Here is an 8,731-nt window from a genome sequence, read left to right on the forward strand (position 1 = left end):
GGACTCCACCGGAGTCCGTCCCCGGCAGCGATACATGCGTTACCGCAGTCTCTGCTTCCCCTTAGCGTCCAGGAAGAGATGGCAAGCATGACCGTGCAGACCGAACGGCCGCCTTCCGGCCCGACGGAGGTCCACCGGCGGACCAGTGAGGGACCAGGTAAACCCCCAGCACGTGGCAGAGCCGGAGCACTCCTGCCCTATCTGCTGCTACTGCCCGCGATCCTGGTCACCGTGGTATTCCTCGGATACCCGCTGATCAACAACGGTATCCTGTCGTTCCAGAACCTGAACATGAGGCAGCTGATCCAGCACCTCACGGAATGGAACGGATTCGACAACTATACGGAAGTCCTGACAGGTTCGGACTTCTGGCGGGTTACCGGGCGGTCCATCCTCTTCACGGCTGCCAACGTCGTCCTCATCATGATCCTGGGCACCCTGGTCGGCCTGCTGCTCGCCAAGCTCGGCAAACGCATGAGGGTCTCCCTGCTGATCGGTCTCGTCCTCGCCTGGGCCATGCCGGTCGTCGCCGCCACCACCGTCTACCAGTGGCTGTTCGCCTCGCGGTTCGGTGTCGTCAACTGGGTCCTCGCCAAAATCGGCTTCTCCTCCATGGCCGACTACAACTGGATGGGCACCCAGTTCTCCACGTTCTTCGTGGTCACTCTGCTGATCGTCTGGCAGTCGATCCCGTTTGTCGCGATCAATCTCTACGCCGCGACGACGACGATCCCCAAGGAGCTGTACGAGGCCGCCTCGCTCGACGGCGCGGGCGCCTGGAAGAGCTTCACCTCGGTCACGCTCCCCTTCCTCCGGCCGTTCCTGTACGCCACGACCTTCCTGGAGATCATCTGGGTTTTCAAGGCGTTTGTACAGGTCTACACGATCAACGCCGGCGGCCCGGACCGTCTCACCGAGATCCTGCCCGTGTACGCCTACATCGAGGGCATCGGTAACCAGCACTTCGGCATGGGCTCCGCCATCGCCATGCTCACCATCATCATCATGCTGGCGCTGACCGCGTACTACCTCCGGATCGTTCTGAAGCAAGAGGAGGATGCGTGATGAAGCGCTCGCTGCTCGGCCGCATCTGGCCCAACGCCACGGCCACCCTGCTCATCATCGGCTTCGTCTTCCCGGTGTACTGGATGTTCGCGACGGCGTTCAAGAAGACGCCGGACATCGTCGCCGAAACCCCGGTCTGGTTCCCGACCGACCCCACGATGGAGCACTTCACGTCGGCGCTCGACGCGGACAACTTCTGGACCCTGGTCCGCAACTCGCTGACCGTCACCATTCTCGCCGTCGTCTTCTCGCTGATCATCTCGCTGGCGGCGTCCTTCGCCCTCGCGCGGATGCGGTTCAAGGGCCGGCGCGGCTTCATCGTCGGCTTCATGATGGCCCAGATGGCCCCCTGGGAAGTCATGGTCATCGCGATCTACATGATCGTGCGTGACGCCGACATGCTGAACAGCCTGGTGCCGCTGACCCTCTTCTACATGGTCATGATCCTGCCCTTCACCCTCCTGACGCTGCGGGGCTTCGTCGCCGCCGTGCCGAAGGAACTGGAGGAGTCGGCCATGGTCGACGGCTGCACCCGCGGGCAGGCGTTCTACAAGGTGATTCTGCCGCTGCTGGCGCCCGGACTGATGTCGACCTCGATGTTCGGCTTCATCACCGCCTGGAACGAGTTCCCGATGGTGCTGGTGCTCAACAAGCAGGCCGACTACCAGACCCTGCCGCTCTGGCTCTCCAGCTTCCGCTCGGTGTTCGGCGACGACTGGGGTGCGACGATGGCGGCCTCCACCCTCTTCGCCATTCCGATCCTCATTCTCTTCGTCTTCCTCCAGCGCAGGGCGGTCAGTGGTCTCACCGACGGCGCAGTGAAAGGATGATCCCGGTGGGATTCTCGACCAGTGGCTCGTACGCCCAGGACCAGCTGCACCGGGACGCGCTGGCGGTGCTCCAGCCAGGGTTCAGCGGACTGACCATGCCCGACTGGATCCGGCGCACCATCTCCCAGGGGCTGCTGTCCGTCGCACTCTTCGGCCGCAACTGCCAGGACCCCGAGCAGGTGGCGGCCCTCACGGCCGAACTGCACAAGGAGAACCCGGACCTGCTCATCGCCATCGACGAGGAGGGCGGCGATGTCACCCGGCTGGAGGTCGTCAACGGCTCCTCCTGGCCCGGGAACCTCGCACTCGGCGCGGTCGACGACCCGGCGGTCACCCGGGCGGTCGCCCGCGAACTGGGCCACTCCCTCGCCGCCTGCGGAGTCAACTACAACTGGGCCCCGTCGGCCGATGTGAACGCCAACCCGGACAACCCCGTCATCGGCGTGCGCTCCTTCGGCGCCGACCCCCACCTGTGCGCGCGCCACACCGCCGCCTGGGTGGAGGGACTCCAGTCCGTCGGCATCGCCGCCTGTGCCAAGCACTTCCCCGGCCACGGTGACACCGCCACCGACTCGCACCACGGCATCCCGTCGATCGACGCGCCCGAGACCCTGCTGCGGGAGCGCGACCTGGTGCCCTTCCAGGCCGCGATCGACAGCGGCGTCAAGGCGGTGATGACAGCACACATCCTGGCCCCGGCGTTCGACACCGAGCACCCCGCGACGCTCAGCCACCGGGTGCTGACCGATCTGCTGCGCGCGCCCCGGTCCGAGGGCGGCCTCGGCTTCGACGGACTGATCGTCACCGACGCCATCGAGATGGGCGCGATCGCCCAGACGTACGGCGAGGCCCGGGGCACCGTGATGGCCATCGCCGCGGGCGCCGACGCGATCTGCACCGGCGGCGAGTCCGAGGACGAGGCGTTCGTCATGACGCTCGCCGACGCCCTCGTACGCGCCGTGCACAAGGGCGAACTGCCCGAGGAGCGCCTCGCCGAGGCCGCATCCCGGGTCCGCTCCCTCGCCGCCTGGACGGCCGGACAGGCGAGGCCCGACGCGAAGCGGGCACCCAACCCCGAGGTCGGCCTCGACGCCGCCCGCCGGGCACTGCGGGTGACCCGTGGCGCGCACACCGCTCCGGTCGCCGACCCGGTCTATGTGGCGACGCTCTCGCCCGAGGCCAATATCGCGGTCGGCAGCGCCACTCCCTGGGGTGCCGCCGCCGAACTGACCGGCCTGCTGCCCGGCACGGACAGCGACACCTACACCAGCGGTCAGGCCGAGGCGGACGGGGTGCCGGGCCTGACCCGGCGGCTGCTGGGCGCGGCCGGCGGGCGCCGGACCGTCGTGGTCGTACGCGACGTCCACCGGCACGGCTGGATGGGGGAGACCCTGGGCGCCGTGGTGGCCGCCCGCCCGGACACCATCGTCGTCGAGATGGGTGTGCCGCAGGCCGAGCCGACCGGAGGACTGCACATCGCGACCTACGGCGCGTCGCCCGTCTGCGGGCGGGCGGCGGCGGAGGTCATCATCGGCCGCTGAGCGGGGCGTGGGCCGGCTCGACCGGCCCCGGGGTGAACCGGTGGCCGGGCGCGGCATCAGGAGGGGATCGCGCCCGGCACCGGCCTTTCTCCGCCCGGCCGGGGTGTGTGAGCGCCGGGGTCACAGCCGGCGGGGCTGGTTCCGGTCGCTCCGGCGTACGGGGGCTGGGGCGCTGCCCCGGCTCCGTACGGCTCGGTGGACGCGGTGGCGATGTGCCGGGCGGGGTGGGAGATCGTAGGATCGTCGCACCAGTACGCGACGTCCACCCCCGCTTCCGCGGTACGGCCGGACCTGGCAGCCGCGCCGGGTCCCGGCAGGGCGGTGCGCGGCGCCACGCCACTTGGAGGCAGCCGGAATGTCCGCCACGCAGTCGGCCGAGCAGAGCGAGCGCCCGGGCCGGATCATGTCCGGTGAGATGGTGGAGCAGCCGGCGGTGCTGCGGCGGATCCTGGACCGGGGGGCGCCGCGTATCCGGGAGGTGGCGTCGGCGATCGCGGCCCGTGGCCCCCGGTTCGTGCTGCTGACCGCGCGGGGGACGTCCGACAACGCGGCGCTGTACGCGAAGTATCTGCTGGAGATCCGGCTGGGCCTGCCGTGCGGGCTGACCTCCATGTCGACGACGACGGCGTACGGCGCGCGCCCCGACCTGCGGGATGTGCTCGTCGTCGTGGTCAGCCAGTCGGGCGGCTCGCCCGATCTGGTCGCGTCCACCCAGGCGGCCAGGGACGCGGGGGCGATCACCCTGGCGGTCACCAACAACCCGGACTCACCGCTCGCGGCGGTCGCGGAGTTCCATATCGACATCCTGGCCGGCCCGGAGAAGGCCCTGCCCGCGACCAAGACGTACACCGCGTCGCTGCTCGCGCTCTATCTCTTCGTGGAGGGACTGCGCGGCGGCGACGGCGCGGCGACCGGGCCCGCCGCGCGCCTGCCCGACCTCGCGGAGCGGATTCTCTCCCGCCAGGACGAGGTGCGCCTGCTGGCGTCCCGCTACCGCTTCGCCGAGCGCATGGTGATCACCTCACGGGGCTACGGCTACCCCACGGCGAAGGAAGCCGCGCTGAAGCTCATGGAGACGAGCTATATCCCCGCCCTGTCGTACTCCGGCGCGGATCTGCTGCACGGGCCCCTCGCGATGGTCGACAACATCTCCCCGGTCATCGCGGTGGTCACGGACGGCCGGGGCGGTCAGGCGCTTCAGCCGGTGCTCGACCGGCTGCGCGGCCGGGGCGCGGACCTGGTGGTGGTGGGCCCGGCCCCCCAGGTGGCGGAGGCGTCCGCGGGCTTCGTCCTGCCCACGGCGGGGGTGCCGGAGGAGCTTCAGCCGATCCTGGAGATTCTGCCGCTGCAACTGCTCGCGTACGAGGTCACGATCGCACGGGGCCAGGACCCGGACGCCCCTCGGGCGCTGGCGAAGGTGACTGAAACTCGCTGACTCGCTGACTCGCTGACCCGCTGGTTCCGGGGTCGTCGTGCCGCACGGCCCCGGACAGACCCGCGGGCCGCGGCGCCTGACGGGACCCTCAACCCGTCGGGCACCGCAGCCCGGAGTGCTCGGCCGGCAGGTGTGCGGGCCCGCGCGGCCGTGGGGGAGGTCTCGGCGCAGTCAGGGCAGAGAGCACCGGTTCCTCGTTCCACTCTCCTGTGCGGGGAGAGTGGAAGCCTTGGTGCGTTCATTGTGGACTAGACCATTCGCGGTGTCCATCGGTTCGACGACATTGCGCGGACATTGCCGGTCGCCGCCCGCCCCGGCCCGCCGGAACCCCGCCCCGGCCTCACCCTCCGAAGTACGGCCCCCGGCCACCGCCGGTTCACCCCGGGGACCCCGCGGGTACGCTCGCACACGTGCCCTCCATGAACGACCTCGTACGCCAGCACACCGCTCTGAGCGAATCCGACCTTGAGTGGCTGCATCTGCTGGTCTCGGAGTGGCAGCTGCTCTCCGACCTGTCCTTCGCCGACCTCGTCCTGTGGGTCCCCACCCGCGACGGCACCCGCTATGTGTCCGTCGCCCAGATGCGGCCCAACACGGGCCCCACCTCCTATCAGGACGACATGGTCGGCCATCTCGTCCCCCGGGGCCGCCGTCCGCTTCTGGACGCCGCTCTGGACGAGGGCCGGATCGTGCGCGAGGGCGACCCGGAGTGGCGCGAGGAGGTCCCCGTACGCGTCGAGTCCATCCCCGTCCGCCGCGAGGGCCGGGTCCTCGGCGTCATCGCGCGCAATACGAATCTGCTGACCGTACGGACCCCCTCGCGGCTGGAGCTGACCTACCTCCAGTCCGCCTCCGACCTGGCGCAGATGATCGCGGCCGGCTCCTTCCCCTTCCCGGGCCAGCAGGTCGACATGGACGCGTCCCCGCGCGTCGGCGACGGCCTGATCAGGCTCGACGCCGATGGAATCGTCCAGTACGCGAGCCCCAACGCCCTCTCCGCCTACCACCGGCTCGGCCTCGCGTCCGACCTCGTCGGGCACCACCTCGGCCAGGTCACCACCGAACTCGCCCCCGAGCGGGGCCCGGTCGACGAGGCCATGGTCAAGCTCGCCAGCGGCTACGCGCCCCGCGAGAGCGAGGTCGAGAGCGTCGGCGGGGTCATCCAGCTGCGCGCCATCCCGCTCAAGCCCAAGGGCACCCGGATCGGCTCCCTCGTCCTGCTGCGCGATGTCACCGAACTGCGCCGCCGCGAACGGGAGTTGATCACCAAGGACGCCACCATCCGGGAGATCCACCACCGGGTGAAGAACAACCTCCAGACGGTCGCCGCGCTGCTGAGGCTCCAGGCCCGCCGGATGGATTCCGTACGCGGCCGTGAGGCCCTGAACGAGGCGGTACGGCGGGTCGGCTCGATCGCCATCGTGCACGAGACGCTCTCGCAGAACCTCGATGAGCGGGTCGAGTTCGACGAGATCGCCGACCGGGTCATCGCGATGGTCTCCGAGATCTCGCCCGGCAAGGTCGACTGCCGCCGTACGGGCCGCTTCGGCATCCTCGACGCGGAGGTCGCCACCCCGCTCGCGATGGTGCTCACCGAGGTGCTCCAGAACGCCCTGGAGCACGCGTTCCCGGCGGGCGGGCTCGGCTCGGTGGAGGTCTCGGCGGTACGGGGCGACTCCCGCGCCGACAGCAGACTGCTGATCACCGTCCAGGACGACGGCTGCGGACTGCCGGCGGGCTTCGACGCGAAACGCACCGGGAATCTGGGGCTCCAGATCGTCCGGACGCTGGTGGAGGGGGAGTTGGGCGGCACGTTCGACATGGTCCCGGCGCCAGCGCCGGGCCGGGGTACCCGGGTCGTCCTCGACATCCCCGTACAGGCCGTCAAATAGCCCGGCGCCGAGCGGGCCGAACGGCGAAACCCCAGGGCCGGGCCGGATGGGTTCGCGCACAGCATGGGTTCGCCCACAGCAGCGAGCCCCGGGCCGTTTGGATGCGGTCCGGGGCTCGAATGCTGTGGGTTACTGCTGCGCGCTGCGGCTCGTGGGCGGTGAGTGCGTACTCGCTGTACGCGCCGCCGGAGGCGTCAGGCTCGTTGCGGTGGCAATCAGGCGCTGGCGTTACGCGCCCGGTTGCGAGCGGCGCGGCGCTTCATCGCACGGCGCTCGTCCTCGCTGAGGCCACCCCAGACACCGGAGTCCTGGCCGGACTCAAGCGCCCACTGCAGGCACTGCTCCATGACGGGGCAGCGACGGCAGACGGCCTTGGCTTCCTCGATCTGCAGCAGCGCAGGACCGGTGTTGCCGATGGGGAAGAACAGCTCGGGGTCTTCCTCGCGGCAAACGGCGTTGTGACGCCAGTCCATGGCTGCTACCTCTCCTTGATGTGTGACATGCGGTTGCTTGTGAATGTGAACGCTTTCACGAATCCCTCAACAACGGAAGGGCCGATCGCCAACATCACAGTCGGCGGTGGTCCAGGGTTTAAGGAGGGGTTCTGGCGGTCTGTGGGGCCGATGCTGCGGGCCGTCCCGATCGCCATGAAGAGACTCGCAAACCTCGGCGGCGGATACAACCCCTTCTGGAAAGTTTTTTTTGATTCCTCGGTGTCGACTAGGTCACAGCCGTACTTCTATGGGGTGGAGGCCAGTCCGTACGTTCGAGATAAAGGTCGTTCGACCCTTCTACTCACACAATCACACGCAGTGCACGGCGTACGCCTGTGAACGTCACGCTGGTACGTACTCCGAGGTGGTCGCCGTCCATCTGAAAGGGCAGTGGCACCTTTGATTTCAAGGTGAAGTCACTCAGGTCATGGAGCGTGACCGCGTGCTTGCCGTGCGGGCCCTTGGTGGGGCTGGAGGTCAGCAGCTGAGTGGCGTATCGGGTCACCGCGGGCGTGGAGAGCCGGGTGAGTCCGAGCACATCCAGACCGGTGTCGAAGGATGCCTTCGGGGACGCGTACATCGGACGATTGCCCAGGTAGGTCCAGGGAGACGTATTCGCGACTATGGATACGACGAGATCGGTCACCGGCTCGGCGCCGGGACGTTCCAGAGTCATCATTCCGTGCCGGCGATGGGGGTCGTCGAGGAATTGGCGGAGCACCTGACGGACATAGAGCGCGTGGGTCGAACGCTTTCCGCGCTCTCGCTGCTGTTCGACCCGGCCGATGACGCTCGCGTCGAATCCGACACCCGCGCAGAAGGTGAACCAGCGGGCTGGTACGCCCTCGTCCCCCGTCCCGGGGGTGCCGGAGGCCAGCCCCAGTCCGATGATGCGCTCGCTCCGCTCGCTCAGCGCGTCCAGGATCGCGCCGGTCGCCTCCACGGCGTCGTTGGGGAGGCCGAGGGCCCGGGCGAAGACATTGGTCGAGCCGCCCGGGACGACGGCGAGCCGGGGGAGGCGGTCCGGGTCCGGGCCATTGTGGAGTAGACCATTGACGACTTCATTGACGGTGCCGTCGCCACCGAGGGCGACGACGAGGTCGATGTCGTCGGACTCGGCGGCCCGCCGGGCGAGATCGCGGCCATGGCCCCGGTACTCGGTGGTGACGGCTTCGAGCTTCATCTCGCTGGCGAGGGCATGGATCAGCACGTCACGGGTGCGTGCACTGGTGGTGGTTGCTGCCGGGTTGACCACGAGAAGTGCGCGCATGCGACGAGCGTACCGAGCGGGCGGGTGCGGGCGAAGCGGGGGCGGCCCGGGGGGCCGCGGTGACGGGGGGCGGGTGCGGGTCCGGTGCGTGCGGGGTGCGCCCGGTGCGCGGGTGCGGGCTTGTTCGTCGGGGCTCCGCCCCGAACCGCCCCCTACGCCCTGCGGCGTGGGGGGACCCCCAGCGCCTCAATCGCCGGCGGGGCT

The 8,731-nt window shown here is 69.4% G+C and carries 7 protein-coding genes; 5 read left to right on the top strand and 2 right to left on the bottom strand.

Annotation, left to right across the window (positions count from 1 at the left end; translation table 11 throughout):
• The first annotated feature begins 87 nt into the window (after window positions 1-87).
• The 5 genes from ACWF94_RS25160 (at window position 88) to ACWF94_RS25180 (ending at window position 6,763) form a co-directional block, all read left to right on the top strand.
• The gene (locus tag ACWF94_RS25160; RefSeq protein WP_453492688.1) at window positions 88-1,065 is read left to right on the top strand and encodes a carbohydrate ABC transporter permease; all 978 of its coding nucleotides are present in this window, start codon (window positions 88-90) and stop codon (window positions 1,063-1,065) included.
• Entirely contained in the window at window positions 1,065-1,895 is an 831-nt protein-coding gene (locus ACWF94_RS25165; RefSeq protein WP_453492691.1) for a carbohydrate ABC transporter permease, read from the top strand. The genes ACWF94_RS25160 and ACWF94_RS25165 overlap by 1 nt, the downstream gene beginning before the upstream one ends.
• Window positions 1,896-1,900: 5 nt before the next feature.
• Window positions 1,901-3,436 carry a glycoside hydrolase family 3 protein gene (locus tag ACWF94_RS25170; protein WP_453492694.1) on the top strand — a complete coding sequence of 512 codons (1,536 nt, stop codon included), beginning with the start codon at window positions 1,901-1,903 and terminating at the stop codon, window positions 3,434-3,436.
• A 355-nt stretch (window positions 3,437-3,791) separates the two neighbouring features.
• Window positions 3,792-4,871, top strand: coding sequence for an SIS domain-containing protein (locus ACWF94_RS25175; RefSeq protein WP_453492697.1), 1,080 nt, complete (start codon window positions 3,792-3,794; stop codon window positions 4,869-4,871).
• Between the two features lie 419 nt (window positions 4,872-5,290).
• Window positions 5,291-6,763: a sensor histidine kinase gene (locus tag ACWF94_RS25180; RefSeq protein WP_453492703.1), complete on the top strand. Its 1,473-nt coding sequence runs from the start codon at window positions 5,291-5,293 to the stop codon at window positions 6,761-6,763.
• 215 nt (window positions 6,764-6,978) lie between these two features.
• On the opposite strand, the gene ACWF94_RS25185 is transcribed toward ACWF94_RS25180, so the two are convergent.
• A complete protein-coding gene (locus tag ACWF94_RS25185) occupies window positions 6,979-7,236 on the bottom strand; it encodes a WhiB family transcriptional regulator (protein WP_003953983.1) in 258 nt (85 codons plus the stop codon).
• A gap of 322 nt (window positions 7,237-7,558) precedes the next feature.
• Window positions 7,559-8,527, bottom strand: a complete 969-nt coding sequence (locus ACWF94_RS25190; RefSeq protein WP_453492700.1) for a diacylglycerol/lipid kinase family protein — start codon at window positions 8,525-8,527, stop codon at window positions 7,559-7,561.
• Window positions 8,528-8,731 lie beyond the last annotated feature (204 nt).

Source organism: Streptomyces sp. NPDC055078, assembly GCF_053607985.1.

Coding starts and splice junctions, on each gene's coding strand:
- ACWF94_RS25160 (WP_453492688.1), top strand. CDS start 88: ATGACCGTGCAGACCGAACGGCCGCCTTCCGGCCCGACGGAGGTCCAC.
- ACWF94_RS25165 (WP_453492691.1), top strand. CDS start 1,065: ATGAAGCGCTCGCTGCTCGGCCGCATCTGGCCCAACGCCACGGCCACC.
- ACWF94_RS25175 (WP_453492697.1), top strand. CDS start 3,792: ATGTCCGCCACGCAGTCGGCCGAGCAGAGCGAGCGCCCGGGCCGGATC.
- ACWF94_RS25180 (WP_453492703.1), top strand. CDS start 5,291: ATGAACGACCTCGTACGCCAGCACACCGCTCTGAGCGAATCCGACCTT.
- ACWF94_RS25185 (WP_003953983.1), bottom strand. CDS start 7,236: ATGGACTGGCGTCACAACGCCGTTTGCCGCGAGGAAGACCCCGAGCTG.
- ACWF94_RS25190 (WP_453492700.1), bottom strand. CDS start 8,527: ATGCGCGCACTTCTCGTGGTCAACCCGGCAGCAACCACCACCAGTGCA.